This window comes from Nocardia rhizosphaerihabitans (genome assembly GCF_014646295.1).
In the GTDB taxonomy this organism is placed as follows: Bacteria; Actinomycetota; Actinomycetes; order Mycobacteriales; family Mycobacteriaceae; genus Nocardia; species Nocardia rhizosphaerihabitans.
In genome coordinates this window covers 614239-637078 of the sequence record NZ_BMNE01000002.1, presented here as the reverse complement: position 1 = coordinate 637078, position 22840 = coordinate 614239, and the positions used below count along the sequence as shown (strand labels likewise).

Sequence of the window (22840 nt, the reverse complement as noted above, 5' to 3'; positions counted from 1 at the left end):
CGTCACCCGAGCGGCGGCAGTTCCAGGTTCTCCCGGTAGCTGCCGCCCAGGTAGTCGGTGTCGACCAGCCCGCGCCCGCGCAGTTCGGGCAGCAGGCCGTTGACGACGAAATCGGCGGTGCGCTCGTCGGCCAGGCCGCCGAGCGAGATCACATCGAGCACGTTCGCCCGGTAGCGCTCCTCGATGGCGTCGGCGAGTTGTTCGGGTGTGCCGGCGGCGGCCCAGTGCCCGGTGTCCTTGGCGGCGACGACGAGTTCGCGCAGGGTGGCACCCGAGGCGGCCAGCTTGCGGAAGATCTCGACCCGCCCGCGCCTGCGGTGCACCGAATCCAGCTGTGGGAGCACTGTTTCCGGGATCGGCTTGTCCAGTGGCAGTTCGGACAGGTCGATTCCGCCGCCGAGCATGTCGGCCAGCCGGCGGCGGCCCGCGTCGAAGTCGGTGGACTCGACCGCCTCGCGAACCAGCCTGCGGGCCTCGGCTTCGGTCGAGCCGTAGGTCGCATGGAAGGAGCTGAAGATCAGCGGCAGTCCGTCGGCCCTGCCCCACTCCGCGGCGCGGGTCCGGATCTTCTTCGTGTAGGTCACGGCGTCCTCGAGGGTCGGCAGCGAGGTGAACACGACCTCGGCGAAGCGCGCGCCGAGTTCGATGCCACCCGCCGACTGACCGGCCTGGAACTGCACCGGTCTGCCCTGCGGCAGGGGCGGGATGTTCAGCGGACCGCGCACCGAGAAGTGCTGTCCCACATGGTCGATGGGCCGCACGAGCGTTTCGTCGAGTACCGCGCCACCGGTGCCGTCGGTCCGCAAGGCACCCGGCCGCCAGCTGTCGAACAGCGCGTTGACCACGGTGAGCACCTCGGTGGCGCGGTCGTACCGCTGCTCCGGACTCGGCAGCTCCTGGTCGCCGTAGTTCTCCTCGCCGAGCGAGGAGGTCACCGCGTTCCAGGCCGCGCGGCCGTTGCTGATGTGGTCGAGGGTGCCGAACAGCCGGGCCAGGTTGTACGGGTGGTGGAACGTGGTGGTGACGGTGGCGATGAGCCCGACATGGGTGGTCACCGCGCTCAGCGCGGCCAGCTGGATGAGGGGTTCCTGCGCGCCGATCGCCCCCTGGGCACCGAAGGCGAGCAGGTCGGCCGCGAACAGCGCGCCGATCTTGTTGTCCTCGGCGATCCTGGCGATACGCTGCGCCTCGTCCAGAGTGGAGCGGGTCGGATCGAGTGCCGCGGCGTACACATCGCGCGACCCGCTCACCCCCGTGACGGTCTTCAACTTGCGGCGTTCGGTACCCATGCTCGCCAGTCCAGCAGTGCGATGGGTCACTCGACCATGGTTGCGCTCAACACAATTCGAGCGGAATGCGCGATTGCGCGCAGTTCGCCCCGGCCGGAATCCGGCGAATCGGAGGGGTTGTTACCATTTGGTTATGTTTGCGCCCGGCCACGCGTTGCTCGAAATCTCGGCACGACGTCATCTGCGACAACTGAACACTATCTATGGTGCGCCCGCGGCCGCCGCTGCCGCGGTGCAGCCCGGCCTGTCGGCCCAGCTCGATCAGCACGCCGCGGCGGTGCGTGACATTCTCGCCTTCGGCGTCGAGGAATCGGCGCGGATTCCGATCACCATTCTGCTCGCGGGCTATGTGCGCGGCCTGCTCGACCAGGTCGCCGAGCACGCGAGCGACCTCAGGGCAGCCGCGCCGCACGCCTGGCACGAGGCCGACTGGCTGCAACTGCGCCTCGCCGCGGTCTGCCACCACGCCGCACCGGCCTGAATACCGGATCGGCGTTCCGCCACCGGTGACGGTGACGGAACGCCGGCGCCGGTTGGTTATCGACCCGTTTCGCCGCCCCACCCCGGTCGGCCGGGCTCGGGGTAGCCCGCTCCCGGCGTGCCAGCCTCCGGGTAGCTCGCCCCCGGCGTGACCTGCTGCCGCTCGGTCTCGACCGGCGCACCCGGCACAGCCTGCCCACTGGCTCGTGCCGCGTCCTCACGGCCGCGCTGGTAGGCCTCGGCCTGCCCCCTCATCGCGGGCATCTCCGCCTCCAGGTTGCCGAGCCAGCTGTTCCAGCGCTGCTCCATGGGCCGGACCAGGCCACCGCCCAGACCGACCACCAGGATGCCGCCGATGGTGGCGAGCACGGCGATCAGGATCGGCGTGGTCACCGAGGTCGCGACCCCGATCTGGTTCAGCGCGGCGATGATGCCGATGCCCCAGATGAACACCGCGGCGATCCGGCCGAGCATCGGACCGTAGGACAGCCCACCGAGCATGGAGGTGACCAGCTCGCTCACCGCGTGCGCGATGGCCGCCGCGATCACCACGATCACGATCGCCACCGCCGCCTTGGGCAGCCAGGCCACGATGCCGGCGAGCAGATCACTGACCGGGTTGGGCCCGAAGACCCCGAAGCCGATCTGCAACGCGATCAGCAGGATCGCGTAATAGGCGATCTTGGCCAGCAGATCGGACGCGTCGTACTTACTGTGGGACAGCATCTTCTGGACTTGTCCACGCTCGACCAGTCGATCGAATCCGAGCCGCTCCAGCACGGCGTTGACGATCTTGGCGACCACTTTCGCGATGATCCAGCCGACCAGCAGAATGGCGATGAAGGCGGCCAGTTTCGGAATGAATCTCGCGACCGAACTCCACGCGTCGGTGAAACCTTGCTGGAAATCGATCGCGACAACGGAGATATTCACAGCACGTCCTTTCGCTCTTCCCGCTCTGATTTGCCGAATAACCTTCGTCCGGTGGTTACCCGGGTTGACGAGACCGAACCGTGTCGATAACGAGAAATTTGCTCTTGCGGCGAGGACGTTCCGACGGACCGTCAACCCTGCTGGAACAGGGTCTTGCGCAGCACCACGGCCTCGGTCATCGTGTAAGTAAGTGGTTACTTACATCGGAGGTGACGTGACGCCCACATCGCGGGACCGGATCATGACCGAGGCCTTGCGCCTGTTCGGGGAACAGGGCTTCGCCAAGACCTCGGTCGCCCAGATCGAGCAGGCGGCCGGGCTGTCGGGTGGGTCGGGGGCGCTGTATCGGCACTTCAAGTCCAAGGACGAACTGCTGGTGCGGGCCGTGGCGAGCAGGCTCGAGGATCGGGGCGAGTGGCAGCGGTTCATGGCGCCCGAGTTCTCGATCGCCGCGGCCCTGGACTCGGTGACCGCAGGGGGCGGCATGATCGACAAGCTCGTCGCGCTGTGCCGGATCGGCCTCGCACGCCTCGACCACGACCGCGATGTGACCCGGATCCTGTTGCGGGACAACTCGATCCCCGCCGACCTGCTCGAAGTATTCCGGCAGCAGGAATACGCGGTGGTGATGGCTGCGGTCACCCGCGGACTGGCCGAACTCGCCGGCGACCGGGTGCGCGATCAGGACTGGGACGCCACCGCCGCCGTCCTCGTCGGCGCGCTCGCCCACTTCTGGATGATCGGCGACATTTTCGACGGCGGTCATCCGGCGAACGTCGACGAAGACCGCTACCTGCAAGCCACCGCAGAGATGATCGCCGCCCGGCTCGACTGGGCGGGTACCGAGGGAGAGGACCGAGGATGAACACACCCATCACCGTGGTCGGGGGCGGACTGGCAGGACTCACTGCCGCGATCGCCGTCGCCGAAACCGGCGTGCCGGTGCGCCTGCTCGAGGCCCACCGGACGCTGGGCGGGCGCGGCCGGGCAACCCCGGCGCCGTATGTCGCCCATGAGGGCGCGCACGTCTTCTACGCCGACGGCCCGCACTACACCTGGCTGAAGAAGCGTGGCTTCGTGGCCGGGCTCGGCTGGCCCGGCATCACCGACGCGATGAAGGTCGGCTTCCGCGCCGACGACCGGATCCGGCACGTGCCGCCGCTCGGGATGCTGCGGGCCCAGTCACACAAGTGGTTGCAGGCACCGGTCGACGTCGACTTCCACAGCTGGGCCGCCGACCGCTGGGACGAGCGCACCGCCACGCAGGTGGCCAACGCCATCAGCGTGGTCACCTACGACGCGCATACCGGCAGGCTCTCGGCCGCCTTCGTCTGGGATCTGTTCCAGCGTGCGCTCGGCGCGAACATCCCCGGTGTGCGGTGGGTGCGCGGTGGCTGGCAGCAGGTGATCGACCGGATGGTCGCGCGGGCAACAGAACTCGGGGTGGTCATCGAGACGGGATCGCGGGTGGACGCGCTGCCGGACGACGGTCCGGTCATCGTCGCCACCGATCTCGACTCCGCCCGCCGCCTCCTCGGCGACGAAACACTGCACGGCACCGGCGGTTTCACCGCGCTGCTCGACCTCGGCGTGACGAAGAACCGGCGCGATCGTTTCGTCTGCTTCGACCTGGACGAGGGCGGCTTCCACGAGTGCTACTCGGCGCAGGACGACACGATCGCCCCCGCGGGCGAATCGCTGTTCCAGCTCCAGATGCCGGTGCGCGACAACGAATCCCGCGAGGACGCGCACCGACGCCTCGAGCGTTTCGCCGATGCCACCGTACCGGACTGGCGCTCCCGCACCACCTTCCACCGCACCTCGACCGCGAAGGGCCGCACCGGCGCGCTGGACCTGCCGGGCACCACCTGGCGGGACCGGCACGCCATCGACCGCGGCGACGGGGTGTATCTGGTGGGCGACATGGTCGCGGCGCCGGGGATGCGCGGCGAGATCTCGATCAACAGTGCCCTCACCGCCGCCGCATCAGCGGTCGCCGCGGCACGGAAGTGGTCCGGCGTCCAGCCGAGCACCGAACCCGCCTAGACGACCCTCGCCCGATCCGATCGACGCCGATTCCGCGCGGCGCCGATCGGATCGGCCCCGGCCAGGCCCTCCCGGCCGGCGCCGAAATTCGGTTGCGCCGCCGTGCACCTGATTCCTAAGGTGAGCCGCATGTCGTGCCACATGTTCATTCGCATCCGCCACGCCCGGGCTCTGGCCCGCTAGCGGACGCGGATACCGCATCGGCGTCCACCGGCGCGCCCAGGGCCCATCGAGATTCAGACGACTCGATGACCCGAAGGGGCAACTGCCGTGGCGCAGGATTTTGCACACCGAAACTACTCACACACTCAGCGCAAGGTCACCGGACGCAGCGGCGGCCGGACCACGCGTGATCTCGCGAGAAGGACACTCTCGCAGAACTTTCTGGTGGACCGGTCGGCCGTCGACTTGATGATGACGGTCGCCGATCCGGCGGGCACCGTGCTCGAACCCGGCGCGGGCGAGGGCGTGCTGACGCAGGCGCTCGCGGGGCGTGGCGCACAGGTCACCGCCTACGAGATCGACCCGCTGCTGGCGGCCAAGCTCTCGGCGCATACCCGCGCCCAGCGCGGAATCCGCGTGGTGCGTGGCGATTTCACCAAGGCCAAGGCGCCACGGACACCGTTCGCCGTGGTCGGGAACATCCCGTTCTCGGTCACCGCCGAGATCGTCGACTGGTGCCTGGCCGCACCGGCCCTCACCTCGGCGACCCTGCTCACGCAGCGGGAATACGCGCGCAAACGCACCGGCGACTACGGCCGGTGGAGTCTGCTGACCGCGGCGAGCTGGCCGTGGTTCGACTGGCAATTGCGCGGGCAGGTGCACCGGACCAGCTTCCGGCCGGTCCCCGCCGTCGACTCCGCGATCCTGCGGATCGACCGGCGACCGGAACCGCTTGTCACACACCGGGATTCCTACACCGAACTGGTGCACACCGGGTTCTCGGGCATCGGCGGCACGGTGCGCGCATCACTGCACACCCGCTACCAGGGAGTGGACGCGGCCATGGCCGAAGCGGGTATCGCCCGCGACACTGTGGTCGCCTACGTCCATCCGGAGCAGTGGGTGTCGCTGCATTCGGCGCTCACCCGGTAGCCGGATTCGATGCCGCCCCGACAGCACGGGGCGGCATCGGGCTCAGTTGCCCTTGGTACCGGTGCTGAGGAAGCCGAGCAGGTCGTGGCGGGTGATGACGCCGACCGGCTTGCCGTCTTCGACGACCATCAGCGCGTCGGTGTCCGACAGCGCCTTGGTGGCGGTCGAGAGCGGCTCGCCCGAACCGATCAGCGGGAACGACGGGCTCATGTGCTGGGCCACCGAATCGGTGAGCTGGGCGCGGCCCTCGAAGACTGCCGAGAGCAGGTCGCGCTCGGTGACGCTGCCCGCGACCTCGCCCGCCATCACCGGCGGCTCGGCGCCGACGACCGGCATCTGCGAGACGCCGTACTCGCGCAGGATCTCGATGGCGTCGCGCAGGGTCTCCGACGGGTGGGTGTGCACCAGGTCGGGCAGCTCGCCGGACTTGCCGCGCAGCACGTCACCGACCAGCGGTTCGGGACCGGCCTCCAGCGGGGTGGTGAGGAAGCCGTAGGAGCTCATCCACTTGTCGTTGAAGATCTTCGACAGGTAGCCGCGGCCACCGTCGGGCAGCAGCACCACGACAACGGCGTCGGGATCGCGCCGGGCCACCTCGATCGCGGCGACCACGGCCATGCCGCAGGAGCCGCCGACCAGCAGGCCCTCCTCGCGGGCAAGGCGGCGGGTCATCTCGAAGGAGTCGGCGTCGGAGACGGCGATGATCTCGTCGGGGACACTCGGGTCGTAGGCGGAGGGCCAGAAGTCCTCGCCGACACCCTCGACCAGGTACGGGCGGCCGGTGCCACCGGAGTACACCGAACCCTCGGGATCGGCGCCGATGATCTTCACCTTCCCGCCCGAGACCTCCTTGAGGTAGCGGCCGGTGCCGGTGATGGTGCCGCCGGTGCCGACGCCCGCGACGAAGTGGGTGATCTTGCCTTCGGTGTCGGCCCAGATCTCCGGGCCGGTGGTCTCGTAGTGGCTGTCCGGGCCGCCCGGGTTGGCGTACTGGTTGGGCTTCCAGGCGCCCTCGATCTCGCGGACCAGGCGATCGGAGACGTTGTAGTAGCTGTCCGGGTGCTCCGGCGGCACGGCCGTCGGGCAGACCACGACCTCGGCGCCGTAGGCACGCAGCACGTTGCGCTTGTCCTCGCTGACCTTGTCCGGGCAGACGAACACGCACTTGTAGCCGCGCTGCTGGGCGACCAGCGCGAGACCGACACCGGTGTTACCCGAGGTGGGCTCGACGATGGTGCCGCCCGGCTTCAGCAGCCCTTCCTCTTCGGCGGCATCGATCATCTTGACCGCGATCCGGTCCTTGGAGCTGCCGCCCGGGTTGAGGTATTCGATCTTGGCGGCGACCAGGCCCGCGTTCGGGCCGACCACCGAGTTCAGCCGAACCAGGGGGGTGTTGCCGATGAGGTCGACGACATGATCCGCGATACGCATAAGCTCCATCGTTGCAGAACCTCAGATCGACGGTGCGACCTGGTCCGATGGTGTGAGCCAGCGCACCGCAGTCAGCGCATCGGGCACGGGACCTTGGGGTGCGTCCTGTCGTGCAGCATGATCTCGTCGGGACATGGGTAGCTCGCCGGGTACGGGCTGGCTCACACGCGTCTGAACCTCCGGCCGCCTGCGATGAATCGTGGCACCCGGGTCTGGCCAGAAGCCCGGAGAGGCGGACTGGCGTCGTAGAATTTTCGGATGTGAGCGCACCTCGAATCAGCTGGCGTACCGCTGCCGTCACGGGGGCGACCACCGTGCTCGCCGGGTCCGGCGCAGGCACCGTTTCCTGGGCCACCTATCGGTTGCTGATGACGCAGGCAGGCGCGGCGCGTGCGGTCATCGGGCGCGACACCTCCAAGCCGCCGGAAGCCGACGGCGTCTACGCGCCCGGCGAGCAACTACCCGAGCCGTGGCGCAAGGGCGTGCCGAGCGACCTGCATCTGATGATCTTCGGTGACTCCACCGCCGCCGGGCTCGGCTGCCTCAGCGCCGCCGACGTGCCGGGTGTGCGGTTGGCGCGCGGTCTGGCCGACGCCACCGGAATGCGGATCCGGTTGAGCACCAAGGCGATCTCGGGCGCCACCTCCAAAGGGCTGGCGGGACAGGTGGACGCGATGTTCGTCGCCGGGCCGCCGCCGGACGCCGCGGTCATCCTCGTCGGCGCCAACGACATCACCAAGAAGCACTCCATCCGGGCCTCGGCGCGCAGGCTGGCCGCCGCGGTGTCGCGGCTGCGCGAGGCCGACGCGCTGGTCGTCGTCGGCACCTGCCCGAACCTGGGCACCGTCACCGCGATCCAGCAGCCGCTGCGCACAGTGGTGGCCAACTGGAGCGTCCGCCTGGCCAAGGCACAGACGGTGGCGACCACGGTGGCAGGTGGTACGCCGGTGGCGATGGGTTCACCGCTGGTCGCCTCCGAGTTCCGCGCCGCTCCGGAAATCCTGTTCGCCACCGACGGATTTCACCCCTCCGCGGCGGGCTACGAATTGGCCGCTGCTCAGCTGCTTCCCGTCCTGATCGAGGCGGTGCGCGCCCGCCCTGCTCTTCCCGTCGCGTACGGCGAGACGTAGATTCACGAAAGACCGGCAAGGTAAACAGCCGTTCACGCCAGCATCCGAAAAGGAGTCCTCATGCCCGAGGCCGTTATCGTCTCCACCGCCCGTTCCCCCATCGGCCGTGCCGTCAAGGGGTCCCTGGCGGGTATGCGTCCGGACGACCTGACCGCGCAGATGGTCCAGGCCGCGCTGGCCAAGGTGCCCTCGCTCGACCCGACGCAGATCGACGACATCATCCTGGGCACCGGCTCCCCCGCCGGTGAGGGTGGCTTCGGCATGGGTCGCATCGTCGCCATCAAGCTCGGCCTCGATGTCGTCCCCGGCACCACCGTGCAGCGCTACTGTGCGTCCTCGCTGCAGACCACCCGGATGGCCTTCCACGCGATCAAGGCCGGCGAGGGTGACGTGTTCATCTCCGCCGGTGTGGAGACCGTCTCGCGCTACGCCCGTGGCTCGGCCGACAGCTCGCCCGACACCAAGAACCCCGAGTTCGCCGAGGCCGAGGCCCGCACCGCCAAGACCGCCGAGGGTGGCGCCGGTGCGTGGCACGACCCGCGCCAGGACGGCCTGCTCCCCGACGCCTACATCGCGATGGGCCAGACCGCCGAGAACGTGGCCTCGCTGACCGGCATCACCCGCGAGGACCAGGACCACTGGGGCGTGCGCTCGCAGAACCGCGCCGAAGAGGCCATCAAGGCCGGCTTCTTCGAACGCGAGATCACCCCGGTGACCCTGCCCGACGGCACCGTGATCAGCAAGGACGACGGCCCGCGCGCCGGCGTCACCTACGAGGCGGTCAGCCAGCTCAAGCCGGTCTTCCGTCCCGACGGCACCGTCACCGCCGGTAACTGCTGCGCGCTCAACGACGGCGCCGCCGCGCTGGTCATCATGAGCGACACCAAGGCCAAGGAGCTGGGCCTGACCCCGCTGGCCCGCATCGTCTCCACCGGCGTGTCCGGCCTGTCCCCCGAGATCATGGGCCTCGGCCCGGTCGAGGCGGTCAAGAAGGCTCTCGCGCTGGCGGGCAAGACGGTCTCCGACATCGACCTGTTCGAGATCAACGAGGCCTTCGCGGTGCAGGTGCTCGGCTCGGCGCGTGAGCTGAAGATCGACGAGGACAAGCTCAACGTCTCCGGTGGCGCGATCGCGCTGGGTCACCCGTTCGGCATGACCGGTGCCCGCATCACCAGCACCCTGCTGAACAACCTGCAGACCTACGACAAGCAGTTCGGCGTCGAGACCATGTGCGTCGGCGGCGGCCAGGGCATGGCTCTCGTGATCGAGCGCCTCAGCTGAGTTAGAACGAAAAGAGCGGCCCACCGAATTCGGTGGGCCGCTCTTTTATGTCTTGGCTATCAATCCCGCTGGAAGTAGCTCAGCAGGCGGAGGATCTCGACGTAGAGCCAGACCAGGGTGACGGTCAGGCCGAGGGCGACGCCCCAGGCGGCCTTCTCGGGGGCCTGGGCGCGAATCAGCTGGTCGGCGGCGTCGAAGTCCAGCAGGAAGCTGAACGCGGCGATGGCGATGCAGACCAGGCTGAACACGATCGCCAGCACGCCACCGTCGCGCAGGCCGAAGCCGCCGTCGGTGAAGAAGCTCGCGATCAGGTTGCCGACCATCAGGACCAGTACGCCGACCATGGCGCCGAGCAGCATGCGGGTGAAACGCGGGGTGACCCGGATCGCGCCTGTCTTGTAGACGACGAGCATGCCGAAGAACACGCCGAACGTGCCGAGCACCGCCTGGCCGATCAGAGCGCTACCGCCCACACCTCCGAAGGTCACGTCGGTGAACATCAGCGACAGCGCGCCGAGGAACAGGCCCTCGAACGCCGCGTAGGACAGGACGATGGCCGGGTTGTCCATCTTGTTGCCGAAGCTCGCCACCAGGACCAGCACCAGGCCGATCAGGCCGCCGCCGATGACGAACAGCGGGGCCAGCGAGGGGTTCGCCGAGGACAGCGCGAAGGAGATGATCGCCGTGACGGTCAGCACCGCGAGGGTGATGCCGGTCTTGGTGACCACGTCGTCGATGGTCATCGCGCGGGTGGCGGGGGCCTGCTGGTACTGCTGCCCGTACTCGCCGTACTGCTGCTGTCCGTACTGCTGGTTACCCAGCTGGCCCGCGCCGGCGACGCCCGAACCGAAGTTCGCGTAACCGCCGACACCCTCCTGGCGAGGTAAGTTCTTGAACACCGGATTCGATGAGGTACGCACCGTGCGCCTTTCTTGGAGTGATTAGTCGCTGTACGCCTGTCGGCGTCGCACAGCTCCAACTGCCTGTTCAACGCGACACGACCGGACAAAGTTCCCGGCGTGCGGTCACCCGTCCGTTCGGACAAATCGGACTCTACCGCGTGTGACCGGCTCTATCGTTGTACGTCGCGCAGGCCACGAACGGACCGCGTCACCGTGAACTTCTGGTTCCGGCCGATCACATCGGTGCGCCCGACCATCCGTTCGACCACTCCCCGATAGTTCAAGTGCGAGTTGTAGACCGTCCACAGCTCGCCGCCCGGCCGGAGCACCCGGCCGGTCTCGGCGAACATCTTGATCGCCGAGCCGGTGTGCACGGCGGCGCCGACGTGGAACGGCGGATTGCACAGCACCAGGTCGGCGCTGTTGTCGGCGGCCGAGGACATGGCGTCGTCGCGCACCACCGTCACCCGGTCGGCCACGCCGTTGGCGGCCGCGGTGGCCCTGGCCGAGGCGACCGCGGCGGCGGACTGGTCGGTTCCGACGACCCGGATGTGCGGGCGCGACTTGGCCAGCGCCACCGCGAGGATGCCGGTGCCGCAGCCGAGGTCGATGGCCTCGCGGGCGTCGGGCTTCATCCGGTCCAGATGCTCGAGCAGGAAGCGGGTGCCGATATCCAGGCGCGGCCCGGAGAACGCGGCGCCGTAGGCGAGCACGTCACCGTCGATCTCGGCGATGTGCTCGGCCACCGGGAACCGCGACTCGCCGACCGGCAGCGGCTCGCTCACGACCAGCACCCGCGACTTCTGCCTGCCACGGCCCGCGCGCACCTGGCCGAACGATTCGGCGAGCACCTCGTTCATGGCCGGGGTCAGGTACTTGTCGCGGCCGCCCGCGAACACGACGACGTCCTCGGCGGCGTAGCGGGCGATCGCCTCGGCGATCTCGGCCAGGCCGGACAGCATCCGCGGCAGGCGCATCAGGACGACCCGCGCGCCGGTCAGCAACTCGGCGTCGAGACCGTGCGCGGTGTAGCGATCGGTCAGCCCGAGATTCTTGGCATTGGCGGCCAGCGCGAGTTCCCCGGTGAGCAGGTCCTGATGCACGCGCAAACCGGTCAGATCGTGCCGGGTCGCCGCGCCGACGGTGAGCGCGCCGTAGGCGTCGCCGATCACCGCAACCTCGCCGCTACCCGCCACCGTCAGGGCGTCCGCGGCGGTGTCGAGGAGTAACCGGTCGGCGGCGTCGACGGCATAGAGGTTCGGCGCCTCCACATCCGGATACCGGCGCAGCCGGGTGAATACGTCCTCGACTCTGTCCACGCGACAAGTGTGCTAGATCGTTGCCCCACCGTCACATCCGGCCCTGATATCCGCCGGTGGCCTTGCTCACAGTGCGGTGTCGTGGCACGTACTCCGATGGGCACGAACAGCTTCCATCGATTTGCGCCATCCTTGCAGACCGGCTCTAGCGGGCCGATCTCACGAATCCTGTTGTTCCCCAATGTTTCGACCACCGTTTCTGGACTACATCGACCTCGTCTGATCCGCCTCGGACGCAGTGCACCCCCGCGTCGAACCCGCTGCCACCGCTGATTACCCGAACGCCCTCGCGCAGACCGGCCCGCTCAGGCCACTCGCCCGTGCCCCAGCAAACTTGCCGTAGCCCGAACACACCCTGCGTTAGTTCGCCCGCCGCGCCACCTGGGCTGCGTACCATCAGCCTCATGCGTACTGCTCTCGTGTTCGGCATGGTCGCCATCGCGGCGCTGGCGGTGTCCGGCTGCGGCACCGACACCGCGCCGGTCGCCACCACCGCGCCGACGAGCACCACCACCACCTTCGCCGACGCCACCGGCGAGGTGCCGACCGACAACGAACCCAAGTCCGGCGAGGCCTCCACCGGCGCCGCGCTGACCGTCACCGATATCCGCGTCGGCCGCCAGGAGGGCTTCGACCGGGTGGTCTTCGCCCTCGGCGGCACCGGAACGCCGGGCTGGCGGGTCGAGTACACCGACCGCGCGGTGCAGGACGGCAGCGGCAAGACCGTCGACGTGGCGGGTAGTTCGATCCTGGAGGTGCGCATCCTCGGGTCCGTCTACCCATTCGAATCGACCGTCCCGGCGTATTCGGGGCCCGACCCGGTGACCGACCCTGGCGTCCCTGGCATCACCGGCGTCTACAAGACCCTGGTCTACGAAGGCGCGACCCAGTCCTTCATCGGCGTCGACGCCGATCGGCCGCCGTTCACCGTCACCGCGCTGACGAACCCGCCGCGGCTGGTCGTCGACATCGCCACCCAGTAACTACCCCTACCGTGTCGGGGTATTTCCGGCAGGCCGATCACGCTGGTTAGACTCGGTGCTGTGAACGATCAGCATCCGCTCGAGCGCGCACCCGGCATCGCCAGGGTGCTCGCCATGCTGATGTTGCTGGCCGGGATCGTCGCCATGCACTCGGCTGTTTTCGGCACCGCACACGCGTCCACGGCGGAGTCATCGCACGCAACCAACGCCGCGTCAGCGCACCCATCCACCACCGACTCATCGCACGCAAGCACCGCGGCGTCGTCGGGCGCCATGGCCGGCGACTCATCGCACGCGAGCACCGCCGCGTCGTCGAACGCCATGGCCGAGGAACCGTCGCACGCGAGCACCGCGGTGCGCGATGTCCCGACCGGCGGCCCGATCCACTTCGCCGACCCCGCCACCGACATCGTGCTGGCCGCGGCCCCCGCCGAGGGCAAGCACGGAACGGACACCGGCTGCGGCGCCGCGGGTTGCGGCGAGCACGCCGCCGTCCATTCCTGCGTCTTCGTCCTCGCCGCACTGGCCGTCGCCCTGACGCTGGTGCTGCTCTACCGGCTCACGAACGACACCGCGGCGATCGGCCACGCCATCGCACGGCCATGGCGTGGCAGGCGTGAACGCCCACCGCCGTGGACCGTCCTCTCCCTCGCACAACTGGCGATCCTGCGGATCTGACAGGTCAGCCGCCACCGGTGCGCCCGGCGGCGGTCCGACCCCTCTCACTGTCACCCGAATCCCCAGGAGGATCACCCATGTTCATCACCCGTACCCGCGCCACCGTCCTCGCCGCCTCCGCCGCGAGCGTCCTGCTGCTCGCCGCCTGCGGCGACGACACCGATTCCGCGACGCACGACACCCACTCCTCGACCAGCTCGGCGAGCGCGACCAGCGCGACGGCCGCGGCCCGCACCGACTTCAACGACGCCGACGTCACCTTCCTGCAGATGATGTACCCGCACCACGCGCAGGCCGTCGAGATGGCGAAGATGGTGCCGAGCCACACCCAGAACCAGCAGCTCATCGCGCTGGCCGCGGAGGTGGAGAAGGCGCAGGCGCCGGAGATGCAGCAGATCACCGACCTGCTGGTGTCCTTCGGCAAGCCCGCGCCGAGCGCGAGCGAAGGCCACGGCGGTCACGCCATGCCCGGCATGATGACCGACGCCCAGATGTCCGCACTGCAGTCCGCCCAGGGCGCCGAGTTCGACAAGCAGTGGCTGGAGATGATGATCGACCATCACGAGGGCGCGGTCGACATGGCCCGCACCGAGCTGGCCAACGGCGTCAACCCGGAATCCAGGCAGCTCGCCACGGCCATCGTGGCCGCGCAGGAGGCCGAGATCAACACGATGCGCGGCATGCTCGGACAGGGCTGATCGGAGGCGGTGCCGGGGCCGACGGTCCCGGCACCGCGACCGGCCCGACGTCTCGGTTGGTCATCGAAATCGCCACCGCGAGCTGACGTCACCCGCTCACAGCCAGTACGGTCGATATGTTCGGCTCCGGTGCGCGATCCGGTGCCGGCGGTCCCGAGGGAGGAGAGGGCGAGATGAGACAACGGGAACGGGTGGGGGTGACCACGGCACTCGTGGCCGTCGCGACCGGAATGGTGCTGGTGGCCTGCACCAAGCAGGTGCCGGGCGATGCCCAGGCCAACCAGACCGACCTCGCCTCCTACACCTCCGAGGTGGCCGCCTCCTCGGCGGCGCGAGTGAAGAAGGCCAACGACACAGCCTGCGACGGACTGCGCGCGGCCAACAAGAGCTCGGTGACCGCGTTCAACGCCTACATCGACGCCAGCAACACCAGGGCGCCCGACACCGACACCAAGGCCAACGACGCGGTCGCCACCCTGCGCAACAACGCCAAGGACCTCGGCCGCAAGATCACCAACGATGTGATCCCGACACTGGCCGAGCCGCTGCGTTCCTACCGCGACAACACCAACACCCTCGCCGACACCCTCGAACGGCGCGCGCCCACCGACGAACTCAACGGTGTGATCGACACGTTCAACGCGGCAAAAGACGCCGCGATCGAGGTCTGCAAGCCCTACGGAAGCTGAGCCGACGTAACAAGAACGTGATCGTTCACGATTCCCTCCCGGAATCTCTTTCTGGAGGGTTGAGTGCACGGCTATCTGAAATATGTTGTAGCAGCAGCGGTTACCGCGCTGGCGCTCACCTCGGGAGCGCTGCTGCCCGCAACGGCGCAGGCCGACCCGGTCACCGCGAAGCAGTGTGATGTCAGCTCGGGGCGCACGCCGCAGACCGCGACGCCCGCCGAGGCCGCCCTCGACCCGGGGCGCGTCACCGCCGCCATGAACCTGGCGATCGACACCACCCGCTTCAACATCCAGCTCTACCGCAACAACTGCCTGGTAGCCGGCGGGCCGCGCAATGCCGAATCCGGTGGGGTGCCCTGGAATCTGTGGAGCGGGACCAAGAGCGTGGTCGCGCTGGTCGCGGGCCTGGCGGTCGACGATGGCCGCCTGGTCATCGACGAGCCGATCGGCCGCTATCTGCCCGCCGGTCTCGGCGACGAGGCGCACCGGGCGATCACCGTGCGCAACCTGCTCACCGAGTCCTCCGGGATGGAGGTCGCCGTCGCCGCCGAGGGCGCGACCGGGCTGGCCGCGCTGGATCCGAATGTCGTCGCCCAGGCGCTGGCGATGCCGATCGAGCGCCCGCAGGGCACCATGTTCCGCTACAGCCAGCGCGCGGTCGACCTGCTCGTCTACGTGATCCAGCAGGCCGTCGGCGAGGACTTCCAGACCTTCGCGCAGCGAAAGCTGTTCGACCCGTTGGGTATCGCGCGCAGCGACTACTTCTGGGCCCGCGACCGCGCCGGAAACACCTACGGTCACGCGCATCTGATCCTGCCGCCGGACGACTTCGCGAAACTCGGTCTGCTGGTGGGCAATCGGGGACGCTGGAACGACCTGCAGGTGATCTCCGACGATTACATGCGCGCGGCGCTGTCCCCCTCGGCGAGCATGCCCTGCTACGGCTTCCTGTTCGTGATCAACGGCGCGCCCTGCCGCCTGGAGTTCCCCGGCCTGCCCGACGACGCGGTGAAGATGTCGGGCATGCTGCGCAACGACAGCTACATCGTCCCGAGCCTGGGATTGATGCTCAACTGGACCGGCGTCGCGACGCCGGGCGCCTCGTCGACCTACACCCACAATGTGCTGCGCACGCTGGTCTCGGCCTTCGTCGACAAGCCGCAGCCCGACCCCGGCCCCTACCAGGAGCGCCCGGACGTGAGCGTCACCGATCCGATGATCGCCCGCCCCGACGCGTTCTTCGGCACCCTCGGCATCGGCCCGTACGCCTACCCCGGCTGTAGTTTCGTCGACTGTCTCGGCGAGACGCCCAAGCCGCCGTTCTCCGACTGGCCGCCCGGCTGCGTCGTGCTCGGCTGCGTCGGCAGCAACCCCGCGACTCCCGGCATCCGCTGAATCGTGATGTGGCGGCGCCGGAGCCGCCACCTGCGACGCGACCCCATCTGCGCGTACGCTGACGGGTGGTCACCCTGAACAGGGTTGGCACAATGCTCGAAGACCGGCAAGTTTCCAGCTATATGCGTGCTTCAATCGATCACCCGAACTGGGGCGAATCGATCCGTGTCCGAACGCGAGGTGTGTCATGTCATTCTGGGAAGTGCTCTGGCTCATCATTGTGAGCTTCGCATTCGTCGCTTACCTGCTCATGCTGTTCATGATCATCGGAGACCTGTTCCGGGACCACAAGACCTCGGGCTGGGTGAAGGCGATCTGGATCATCTGCTTGCTCTTCCTCCCGTTCCTCACCGCGCTGGCGTACCTGATCGTCCGCGGCCAGGGCATGGCCGAGCGCTCGAGCGCCGAGGCCAAGCAGATCCAGCAGGCGCAGGATTCGTATATCAGGGAGACCGCGGGCACCAGTCCCGCCGCGCAGATCGCCGACGCCAAGAAGCTGCTCGAGGAAGGCTCGATCACCCAGGCCGAATTCGAACACCTGAAGGCCAAGGCACTCGGCTGAAGCCGGGTTCCACCGAAAGCCTTGCGCGCCGATTCCCTCGGTGCGCGAGGCTTTCGTCGTTTGCCGAGGTCGCGTATCCTCGATCAAACCGGACAGGACCAGTAGGGACCGGTGCACCGCTCGCGAGAAGGAGCCGCCCTCATGCCCGCACCGCTGCGCGACAGCGCAGTGCCCAAACACGAACAGCTGCGCGCGATTCTGTTGCAGAAATGCACGCACGAGCTGCAGCCGGGCGACCTGATGACCAGCGAACGCAATCTCATGCAGGATTACGGCGTCAGCCGGATCACCGTACGCGAGGCGATCGGCCAGCTGGTCAACGAGGGCTATCTGGTGCGGGTGCGCGGCAAGGGCACCTTCGTGGCGCACCGGCCGGTGCAATCGCGATTGCATCTGGCCTCGTTCACCGAGGAGATGCGCGCGCTCGGGCATCAGCCGACCACCCTGGTGCTGGTCGCCGAGGAAGCGGTGCCGCCGGAGGCCACCGCCCGCGCGCTGCGCCTGCCCCAGGACGCGCGCGCCTATCACGTGCGCAGGCTGCGGCTGGCCGACGAGGAACCGGTCAGCGTCGACGACGCCTGGTTCAATCCCGAACTGCTGCCCGGCCTGATCTCGCACGACCTCACCGGCTCGATCTACCGGACCACCGCCGACCGGTACGGCCGACCCATCGAACGGGCCGTGCAGACCGTCGACGCCCAGGCCGCCGAGTCCGGCGTCGCGATGCTGCTCGGGGTCAAGAAGGGCGCTCCCGTCCTGCATTTCGACCGGGTGTCGTTCAGCGCCGAGGTGCCGATCGAGCACACCCAGAGCTGGTACCGCGCCGACCGCTATCGCGTGCAGATGGAAGTCGGCCAGCGATCGCAGGTATGAAACTGCTTTATTTCAGATACTGTATGAGCGCTATCACAGCGAAGTGCTCGGAGGTATCACCCCATGTCCATCCGTAAGTCCACCACCCGGGCAGGCCTGCTGGCCGTGCTCGCCGCGGGCGCCGTGCTCGGCACCGGCGGCACCGCCAACGCCGTCGGCGGTCTCGATTGGGATCTGCTCCCCTCCGGTTCGGTCGAGATCGGCCCACCCACCGGCAGCTCAGCGGGGTCGGTCGACGCCGACTTCGGAAGTGGCACCGGCTCCTTCGATGCCGACCTCGGCTCCGGCGGCCCGCGCCCGCCGTCGACCGGCTCGGCCGTCCTGCCCGGAATCCCCGGCTCCGCAGGCTGATTGCACGTTCGGCGCGCCCCATTCCGGCGGCGCGCCGAACGCGCTCAGATGAGCGTTCCCACGTCGGTGCGGACCAGATTCTCCAGCGCGCGTTCGGCGACCGCGGCGATGGTCATCGACGGATTGCAGGCCGCGGTGTTGCCCGGCATCAGCGCGCCGTCGATGACGTAGAGACCGCGCTGGCCGAGCACCCGACCGTCGAGATCGCAGACCGAGCCCATATTGGCGCCGCCGAGCGGATGCCAGGTGGACGGGAACAGCGCATTGGTATCGATGAGCGAGCTGCCGGGGCCCGCGATGCGCTGCACCGCGGGGCCGATGTGTCCGTCCTGGATGGCCCGGTCACCGTCGCCTGGCCAGCGCAGGGTCGCGATGTCGGCGCCTGATTCGTACACGAATTCGCCGCGCCCGGCGCTGACGCCGTAGCCGACGAGCATGGTGGCGCCCGGGTCGACCGGCAGCGACGGGATCGACGCCTGGATGACGGTGAACGCGGAATTCGGGTCGTCCCAGTTCTTGCTGCCGTACACGACCGGACCGCCCTGCGCCGCACCGAATCCCGCGGACGCGTCGCGCCACACATAGATCCGGTCGGCATTGGTGCCCCAGCCGCGACCGAGCTCGTCGGGCAGATCGGGAATGTGCCCCAAAGCCGCCGCGCGCACGAGCATGCGGGTGGTGTTGAGGCTGCCCGCCGCGAGCACCAGCGCGCCGGTGGTGATGACCTTGTTCTCCAGCACCGTGCCCGCGAGGTCGACCCGGTCGACGCGCACCACCCAGCGGCCGTCGGCGGCGCGCTCGATCTCGGTGACCTCGTGCAGGGTCTGCACGTCGACCAGACCGGTCGCCTCGGCCGCCGCGACATAGGTGACGTCGACGGAATGCTTGCCGCCGTTGTTCACACCCATCGCGCCGTCGCCGTTGGTGTAGGACGGCGCCATCTCCCCGCGCAGTTCGGCGAGGGCGTAGTTCCAGTCGATCGGCATCGGGATCTTCGACAGCGGCATCCCCGCGCCGCGTACCCGGTCGGCGAAAACCCGTGCCGCGGTGTAGTTCCGGTGGGCGATCAGCTCGTCGGGCGCGGTGGCGAGCCCGAGCATCCTGGCCACCTTCGGGTAGTGCACCCGGTCCATCCGATCCCAGTCCATCCCGGCAGGGAAGTGGGTCTCGAACACCTCGCGTGCCGGCTGCAGCGACATACCCTGGTAGATCAGCGAGCCGCCGCCGAGGCCTGCCGCGCACAGCGCGGTCATCCCGGCGCCCGGCACCGCCTCCACCAGACCGGCGTACCGCTCGAACAGCAGCGGCTGCCCGAACACGACCGGATCGGAGCGGTACCAGAGCAGGCGCTTGTCGGGGCGGGTGGCCAGCGGGAAGGTCTGGGCGTTCGGGCCCGTCGCCCAGCGCCTGCCCCGCTCCAGCAGCAGGACCGGAACGCCGGCCTCGGCCAATCGCAGCGCGGTCACCCCGCCGCCGAAGCCGGACCCGATCACGACGACCCTGCGGTCCTCGTGGGTGAGCGGGATGCCGCCGGTGCGGGGGGCGAGACCGGGCCGGGCCGCGGCGGTGCCTGCCGTGGCGAGGGTGAGACCTGCGGCGGCAGCACCGGCCAGCAGGGTACGACGGGTGAACTTCGACATTCGGGAGACCTTCATCGGGGTTGGGAATCGGTGTTTCGAGCAGTCCGCTCAGGCGCGGTGGTCGAGCAGCAACCCGAGCAGGCCGGCCTCGCGGCCCTGGCCGGTGATCATGTCGCGGGCCGCTCGCTCGACTTCCCCGCCGTCGAGCAGCGCGTCAGCCACCGCGGCCATCGCGATGCCGCCGTAGTGATGTCGTTGCATGAGCCGCAGGAACAGGACTTCGGCCCGGCCGCCACGCGCGGCGGCGAGTTCGGCGAGTTCGGCTGTCGTCGCCATCCCCGGCATCGTCGAATGGTGCTGGGCGAGATCGACTCCGGCGTGCCGATGGGCCCCACGAGGCCGCATCCACACCATCGGTTCGGTGCCGGTGGTGGGCGCGCCCGCCAAGCGCAACCAGCCGAGCAACATGCCCAACTCGGTGCGCTGGGTGTCGGCGATCTGCCCGGCCAGCGCGACGACCGACGGGTCGGCGCCCCGATCGAGCCGCTGGACCAGCACGATGGCCTGGCTGTGATGAGCCGCCATGTCCTGGACGAAGCCGATCTCGGTGGCGGTCAGTACCGGCGCCGCGGTGACCGCGCCAACGGGCAGCAGCGAGCGCAGCGCGGCGCCCATGGCCAGCAGCAGCGCTACCAGCCCGGCTGCGCCGGCCAGCCGGAATCCACTGTGCCCGTTCATGATCCGGTGGTCGAGGACTGGCCGGCAGGCGGGGTGTACACCTCGGGCGCCAGTTCCAGCGCGAGGAAGCCGTTGTCCGCGCAGGTAGTCCACAGCTGATTGCCGCGCCATTCCGGCGGCGAGAAGCACCAGTCGGTCGACAAATCGCCGAAAGCCAGTGTGCCGGTGCGTGAGCTGAGCGCCTGCGCGGGATCGAAGGCGCCCTGCAGCATCGACTGGGCCAGCGTCGGCGCCGCCAGCAGCGGCGGACCGATGATCGAGGCGAGCGCGTGCGGAGAGTTCCACAGCCCGGCGTTCTCGCCGGTACGGGCGGGCGGATTGAAGTAGCCGATCTCGCGGATGGCGCCGGGGTCGCGGACATCGAAGACCCGGATGCCGGAGGAGGTCCAGCTGCAGGCCAGAGCGGTCGGGTCCACCGGGCGGTCGGCCGCGCAGTAGTGCGCGTCATAGGCGAACAGCGAACCGCCCGACGCCGAGGCGACCATACTGTCCTGGTTTTCGGGCAGGTTGATCGCGAGCTTGATCGACTGCGTGAGCCGGGGGCGTCGCTCGTCGGAGACGTCGATGAGTTTCACCCCGCCCGAACCGGCCTCGTCGACGGCGAACACATAGGGCGTCCCGCCGTAGGTCACCGGAACGGCGTGCTGGGTTGCCCAGCCGTCGGTCCACGTCATATCGGCGAGTTCCGGGACGCGCGGTTCGGGATCGCGGCGCTGCACCGCGGCGACGTCGAGGATCTTCAGCCCGCCCATATTGTCGGCCAGATACATCCGATTGCCGTCGGGCGAGAAGCCGAACCCGTGCATGGACAGACCCGGCAGGCCCTGCCAGATCACCCGGGGTTCGGCGGGGTCGGTGAGATCGACCGCGCTGAGCAGGCCTGGTGCCGTGCCCGAGGCCCAGTAGGTGCGGCCGTCCGGGGAGAAGCCGCCCTCGTGCGCGGTGATCGGTACCGGTAGCGCAAGATCGGTGCCGGGGCCCGGATTGAGCAGCCGGGGATGCGCGCAATCGGAGATGTCGTAGACCGAGAGCAGACCGGCTCCGGTCAGCGCCGGAACACCCGCTCCGACAAGCAGTTTCCGCGCGGCATTGACCTTCAGGCTCTCCCAGGTCCCCGCCAGCATCGCGGGCTCGGTGAGGGTGGTGGTGTGCACCGGCGCGGAGGGATCGGCGACGTCGAGGACCCTGACCCCCTCGTCGGGACCGAGCAGGTTGCCGGGGAAGAAGGTACCGACATAGGCGCAGTGGTCGAAGGTCACCGACGTGATGCCGCCGCCGCGGCCCGCGGAACTGCCGAGCATCCGCATATTGCAACGGAATCCGTCGCGGGAGCGCCCGCTGTCGCGGTCGGCGGCGGGGACGTCGCCCTGCAGACCGGTTTCGGGCAGGGAGCCGGGCAGGCAGTCGGCGGTGTGCGCGGCGGGTGCACCGGCCGCGGGTGGTGGGGCGGCGATGCCGAGTGGCATCAGCAGCACCGCCACCGCGGCGAGGCCGTAGCGGCGGGCCGCGGGAGTGAACAGACGAGTCATGGAGTTGTCGCCGGCCCCGCGAACGGGGCCGCCTTTCTTTCGCCTGCGAGCTGTTCCACCGCCACGCGGCAGCGGAGGAAGACCTCGTCAGTGGTTGGGTGTCGCTTCGTTCAGACGAGGCGTGCACCGACCTCATCCAGCAGTAACTGGGTTACCACCGCGCGACGCTACCATTCAACGGTGGGCAGCGGAACGGAATCGGACGCATCGGCGAAGATCATCGCGGTGGTGCTGGACCTGCTGACCACCGACGGTTACGACGCCGTCCAGCTACGCACCGTCGCCGCGCAGGCCCACGTCTCGCTGGCCAAGATCTACCGGCTCTTCCACACCAGGGACGAGCTGATCATCGCCGCGCTGCAGCAGTGGATGGACGCCAACGCCTACGCGGACGTGACCCCACCCGAACCCGGCGAGTCCGTCCGCGACAGCCTGACCCGGCTGCTGCGCACCGTTTTCGAGCCGTGGGAGCGCAATCCCAAGATGCTCGAGGCCTACCACCACGCCCGCACCGGACCCGGCGGCGAACGCCTCGACAGCCAGGGCCTGATCGCGGTGCTCCCGGTCGCCGAGGTCGCGCTGCGCGACCTCGACCCCGGCTACCTCGACGATCTCGGCCTCATCCTGGGCAATATGGCACTGGCCCTGATCGGCCGTTTCGCCGCTGGCACCCTGCCGATCACCGGGATCCTGGCCACCATGGAGCGCACGGTCTACCGGATGACCGCCGACAACGAGGCGGCGTCCCGGCGCGGGGCAACCACCCGCTGACCGGCCGCGATTCCGGCAGATCCGTTCCCGCGCAAGCGATACCTGTTTCCGATCGGCACAACGGGGCATACGCCCGATGTGGCGGAC

The 22840-nt window shown here is 69.0% G+C and carries 23 protein-coding genes; 15 read left to right on the top strand and 8 right to left on the bottom strand.

The genetic code is table 11. The features are described 5' to 3' along the window. Nucleotides 1-2 precede the first annotated feature (2 nt). A complete protein-coding gene (locus IEY60_RS09350; protein ID WP_189027432.1) occupies nucleotides 3-1289 on the bottom strand; it encodes an NtaA/DmoA family FMN-dependent monooxygenase in 1287 nt (428 codons plus the stop codon). A 133-nt stretch (nucleotides 1290-1422) separates the two neighbouring features. Here IEY60_RS09350 and IEY60_RS09345 point away from each other — a divergent pair, with 133 nt between their 5' ends. Then, a complete protein-coding gene (locus IEY60_RS09345) occupies nucleotides 1423-1770 on the top strand; it encodes a DUF6401 family natural product biosynthesis protein (protein WP_189026129.1) in 348 nt (115 codons plus the stop codon). Nucleotides 1771-1826: 56 nt separating this feature from the next. On the opposite strand, the gene IEY60_RS09340 is transcribed toward IEY60_RS09345, so the two are convergent. Then, complete coding sequence (locus IEY60_RS09340; protein WP_189026127.1) at nucleotides 1827-2702, bottom strand: mechanosensitive ion channel family protein; 876 nt, start codon at nucleotides 2700-2702, stop codon at nucleotides 1827-1829. Nucleotides 2703-2916: 214 nt separating this feature from the next. Between IEY60_RS09340 and IEY60_RS09335 the strand changes: the two genes are divergently transcribed. From IEY60_RS09335 to erm, 3 genes are all read left to right on the top strand, one after another. Beyond that, nucleotides 2917-3567, top strand: a complete 651-nt coding sequence (locus IEY60_RS09335) for a TetR/AcrR family transcriptional regulator (protein ID WP_189026124.1) — start codon at nucleotides 2917-2919, stop codon at nucleotides 3565-3567. Further along, on the top strand, nucleotides 3564-4748 hold the full coding sequence (locus tag IEY60_RS09330; protein ID WP_189026122.1) for an NAD(P)-binding protein: 1185 nt from the start codon (nucleotides 3564-3566) through the stop codon (nucleotides 4746-4748). The genes IEY60_RS09335 and IEY60_RS09330 overlap by 4 nt, the downstream gene beginning before the upstream one ends. Nucleotides 4749-5018: 270 nt before the next feature. Then, nucleotides 5019-5843: an ErmE/ErmH/ErmO/ErmR family 23S rRNA (adenine(2058)-N(6))-methyltransferase gene (gene erm, locus IEY60_RS09325; protein WP_189026120.1), complete on the top strand. Its 825-nt coding sequence runs from the start codon at nucleotides 5019-5021 to the stop codon at nucleotides 5841-5843. A 42-nt stretch (nucleotides 5844-5885) separates the two neighbouring features. On the opposite strand, the gene IEY60_RS09320 is transcribed toward erm, so the two are convergent. Next, complete coding sequence (locus tag IEY60_RS09320) at nucleotides 5886-7274, bottom strand: cystathionine beta-synthase (protein ID WP_189027429.1); 1389 nt, start codon at nucleotides 7272-7274, stop codon at nucleotides 5886-5888. Nucleotides 7275-7534: 260 nt separating this feature from the next. Here IEY60_RS09320 and IEY60_RS09315 point away from each other — a divergent pair, with 260 nt between their 5' ends. Together IEY60_RS09315 and IEY60_RS09310 are read left to right on the top strand one after the other, a co-directional pair. Further along, nucleotides 7535-8404 (top strand): SGNH/GDSL hydrolase family protein, encoded by an 870-nt coding sequence (locus IEY60_RS09315; protein ID WP_189026118.1) that lies wholly within the window; start codon nucleotides 7535-7537, stop codon nucleotides 8402-8404. 60 nt (nucleotides 8405-8464) lie between these two features. Further along, on the top strand, nucleotides 8465-9685 hold the full coding sequence (locus IEY60_RS09310; protein ID WP_189026116.1) for an acetyl-CoA C-acetyltransferase: 1221 nt from the start codon (nucleotides 8465-8467) through the stop codon (nucleotides 9683-9685). Nucleotides 9686-9744: 59 nt separating this feature from the next. Here the strand turns inward: IEY60_RS09310 and IEY60_RS09305 are convergent, their stop codons facing one another. Together IEY60_RS09305 and IEY60_RS09300 are read right to left on the bottom strand one after the other, a co-directional pair. Further along, on the bottom strand, nucleotides 9745-10605 hold the full coding sequence (locus IEY60_RS09305; RefSeq protein ID WP_189026114.1) for a Bax inhibitor-1/YccA family protein: 861 nt from the start codon (nucleotides 10603-10605) through the stop codon (nucleotides 9745-9747). Nucleotides 10606-10757: 152 nt separating this feature from the next. Further along, a complete protein-coding gene (locus tag IEY60_RS09300; protein WP_189026112.1) occupies nucleotides 10758-11906 on the bottom strand; it encodes a class I SAM-dependent methyltransferase in 1149 nt (382 codons plus the stop codon). 404 nt (nucleotides 11907-12310) lie between these two features. On the opposite strand from IEY60_RS09300, the gene IEY60_RS09295 reads away from it, so the two are divergent. The 8 genes from IEY60_RS09295 to IEY60_RS09260 all read left to right on the top strand — a co-directional run bounded on the left by IEY60_RS09295 (nucleotide 12311) and on the right by IEY60_RS09260 (nucleotide 18135). Further along, nucleotides 12311-12889 carry an AMIN-like domain-containing (lipo)protein gene (locus IEY60_RS09295; RefSeq protein ID WP_189026110.1) on the top strand — a complete coding sequence of 193 codons (579 nt, stop codon included), beginning with the start codon at nucleotides 12311-12313 and terminating at the stop codon, nucleotides 12887-12889. 60 nt (nucleotides 12890-12949) lie between these two features. After that, complete coding sequence (locus IEY60_RS09290; RefSeq protein ID WP_189026108.1) at nucleotides 12950-13567, top strand: hypothetical protein; 618 nt, start codon at nucleotides 12950-12952, stop codon at nucleotides 13565-13567. 77 nt (nucleotides 13568-13644) lie between these two features. Next, a complete protein-coding gene (locus IEY60_RS09285; RefSeq protein ID WP_189026106.1) occupies nucleotides 13645-14265 on the top strand; it encodes a DUF305 domain-containing protein in 621 nt (206 codons plus the stop codon). Between the two features lie 173 nt (nucleotides 14266-14438). Continuing rightward, nucleotides 14439-14954: an Rv2240c family protein gene (locus IEY60_RS09280; RefSeq protein WP_229739668.1), complete on the top strand. Its 516-nt coding sequence runs from the start codon at nucleotides 14439-14441 to the stop codon at nucleotides 14952-14954. 63 nt (nucleotides 14955-15017) lie between these two features. Continuing rightward, on the top strand, nucleotides 15018-16349 hold the full coding sequence (locus tag IEY60_RS09275) for a serine hydrolase domain-containing protein (protein WP_229739667.1): 1332 nt from the start codon (nucleotides 15018-15020) through the stop codon (nucleotides 16347-16349). A 187-nt stretch (nucleotides 16350-16536) separates the two neighbouring features. Next, the gene (locus IEY60_RS09270; protein ID WP_189026104.1) at nucleotides 16537-16911 is read left to right on the top strand and encodes an SHOCT domain-containing protein; all 375 of its coding nucleotides are present in this window, start codon (nucleotides 16537-16539) and stop codon (nucleotides 16909-16911) included. A 141-nt stretch (nucleotides 16912-17052) separates the two neighbouring features. Continuing rightward, nucleotides 17053-17784 carry a GntR family transcriptional regulator gene (locus IEY60_RS09265; protein WP_189026102.1) on the top strand — a complete coding sequence of 244 codons (732 nt, stop codon included), beginning with the start codon at nucleotides 17053-17055 and terminating at the stop codon, nucleotides 17782-17784. A 63-nt stretch (nucleotides 17785-17847) separates the two neighbouring features. Next, entirely contained in the window at nucleotides 17848-18135 is a 288-nt protein-coding gene (locus IEY60_RS09260; RefSeq protein WP_189026100.1) for a hypothetical protein, read from the top strand. Between the two features lie 44 nt (nucleotides 18136-18179). Here IEY60_RS09260 and IEY60_RS09255 read toward each other — a convergent pair whose 3' ends face one another. The 3 genes from IEY60_RS09255 to IEY60_RS09245 are packed head-to-tail and all read right to left on the bottom strand — an operon-like array spanning nucleotide 18180 to nucleotide 21982. Then, a complete protein-coding gene (locus IEY60_RS09255) occupies nucleotides 18180-19775 on the bottom strand; it encodes a GMC oxidoreductase (RefSeq protein ID WP_189026098.1) in 1596 nt (531 codons plus the stop codon). A gap of 48 nt (nucleotides 19776-19823) precedes the next feature. Continuing rightward, nucleotides 19824-20453, bottom strand: coding sequence for a DUF305 domain-containing protein (locus IEY60_RS09250; RefSeq protein WP_189026095.1), 630 nt, complete (start codon nucleotides 20451-20453; stop codon nucleotides 19824-19826). After that, complete coding sequence (locus IEY60_RS09245) at nucleotides 20450-21982, bottom strand: LVIVD repeat-containing protein (protein ID WP_189026093.1); 1533 nt, start codon at nucleotides 21980-21982, stop codon at nucleotides 20450-20452. Before IEY60_RS09245 ends, IEY60_RS09250 begins: the two co-directional genes overlap by 4 nt. Before the next feature lie 180 nt (nucleotides 21983-22162). Here IEY60_RS09245 and IEY60_RS09240 point away from each other — a divergent pair, with 180 nt between their 5' ends. Then, complete coding sequence (locus IEY60_RS09240) at nucleotides 22163-22753, top strand: TetR/AcrR family transcriptional regulator (protein WP_189026091.1); 591 nt, start codon at nucleotides 22163-22165, stop codon at nucleotides 22751-22753. Nucleotides 22754-22840 lie beyond the last annotated feature (87 nt).